The sequence below is a fragment of the Caballeronia sordidicola genome (genome assembly GCF_000729995.1).
GTDB lineage: Bacteria > Pseudomonadota > Gammaproteobacteria > Burkholderiales > Burkholderiaceae > Caballeronia > Caballeronia sordidicola_A.
Map to the genome: position 1 here is coordinate 1 of NZ_JNFG01000141.1, position 392 is coordinate 392.

Consider the following 392-nt stretch of genomic DNA (forward strand, 5'->3'; position numbering starts at 1 on the left):
AAAGGTGGGTTGCCAGATTACACATGAGCACCCCGACACGATTGCCGATGGTGTCAGCGTCGTTGTCGGGCGCGCGCAGCGAGACGGGAACCATCGCGATCATGGGCGTAGTCGGTAGCGCGTCCCGGTCGTGCAGGTAGCTACGGAGAGCACCGGCGCACAGTGTCAGGACGATATCGTTGATGGTGGCGTCGGAGTGCTTGGCCAGCAAGCGAATCCGTTCGAGGGGAAACGCGCGGGCGGCGATGTGGCGGGTTCCGCCGATCGGGACGTTGAACACGGTGTGAGGTGCGGTGAGTGAGACAGCTCCGCCTTTGCCGCGCAACGCTCGGTCCATAGTGCCCACCGTTGCGGGTATCAGTCCGGCCGCCTCGCCGACTGCTGCCCGAGTG

General features: G+C 64.8%; 1 protein-coding gene. It reads right to left on the reverse strand.

What is annotated here, in order from left to right:
- A partial coding sequence (locus tag FH08_RS0134095; RefSeq protein WP_031362646.1) for a wax ester/triacylglycerol synthase domain-containing protein occupies positions 1-337 on the reverse strand: 337 nt, incomplete at its 3' end.
- Positions 338-392: the final 55 nt, after the last annotated feature.